Origin of the sequence: Cellulomonas sp. NPDC057328 (assembly GCF_042667215.1) — a bacterium.
In the GTDB taxonomy this organism is placed as follows: domain Bacteria; phylum Actinomycetota; class Actinomycetes; order Actinomycetales; family Cellulomonadaceae; genus Cellulomonas.
On sequence record NZ_JBHUZW010000220.1, the window covers coordinates 1 to 1,304 of the forward strand.

Consider the following 1,304-nt stretch of genomic DNA (forward strand, 5'->3'; position numbering starts at 1 on the left):
GGACGGTGGGGCGCGCGTGCGCCGCACCGTCCTGCCCGGCGGGGTCCGCGTGCTCACCGAGCACATGCCCGGCCTGCGCTCCGCGACCGTCGGGGCGTGGGTCGGCGTCGGCTCGCGGGACGAGACGTCGGGGCACTTCGGCTCGACGCACTTCCTCGAGCACCTGCTGTTCAAGGGCACCGCGCGCCGTACCGCGATGGACATCGCCGAGGCGTTCGACGCCGTCGGCGGCGAGGCCAATGCGGCCACCGGCAAGGAGCACACGTGCTACTACGCGCGGGTGCTCGACGCCGACGTCCCCATGGCGGTGGACGTCATCGCCGACATGGTGACGTCCGCGCGCCTCGACGCGGACGAGCTCGAGACCGAGCGCGGCGTCATCCTCGAAGAGCTCGCGATGAACGACGACGACCCGAGCGACGTCGCGCACGAGCAGTTCGCCACCGCCGTGTTCGGCGACACGCCGCTCGGCCGGCCGATCGGCGGCACGCCGCACACGATCCGGTCGGTCCCGCGCGACGCCGTCTGGGAGCACTACCGCGAGCACTACCGGCCGGAGACGCTCGTCGTCACGGCCGCCGGCGGGGTGGACCACGACGCGTTGTGCGCGCAGGTGCTCGACGCGCTGACGGCGGGCGGCTGGACGCTCGACGGCGCCGCGGCTCCGACGTCGCGGCGTGCCGCGACCGACGCGCCGGTGACGTCCGCCCGGACCGAGCTGACGATCCGGCGGCAGACCGAGCAGGCGAACGTCATCGTCGGCGGCCTCTGCCTCACCGCCACGGACCCGCGCCGCTTCGCGCTGTCGGTGCTCAACGCCGCCCTCGGCGGCGGCATGTCGTCGCGCCTCTTCCAGGAGGTGCGCGAGAAGCGCGGGCTGGCGTACTCGACGTACTCGTTCGCGTCCGGGCACGCCGACACCGGCCTGTTCGGGCTGTACGCCGGGTGCACGCCCGCCAAGGTCGACCAGGTCACCGAGCTCATGGTCGCCGAGCTCGAGCGCATGGCCGACGCACCCATGGGTGCCGCCGAGCTCGCGCGCTCGATCGGGCAGCTGTCCGGCGGGCTCGTCCTGGGCATGGAGGACACCGGGTCGCGCATGAGCCGGCTCGGCAAGGCCGAGCTGGTGCACGGCGAGCTGCTCAGCGTCGACGAGTCGCTCGAGCGGGTCCGCGCCGTGACGGCGGCCGAGGTGCAGGAGCTCGCGGCGGAGCTGGCGGCCGCGCCCCGCTCCGTGGTGCGCGTCGGTCCGTTCGGCGACTGAGGCCCACGGCGCACGCCCGGCGGCGGACCCCGGACCGGGG

1 protein-coding gene is annotated in these 1,304 nt (G+C 74.8%); it reads left to right on the forward strand.

Translation table 11 applies throughout. The features are described from left to right. The coding region (locus ACFUMH_RS19090) for a M16 family metallopeptidase (protein WP_378209220.1) at positions 1 to 1,264 on the forward strand (1,264 nt) is incomplete at its 5' end. Between the last annotated feature and the right edge of the window lie 40 nt (positions 1,265 to 1,304).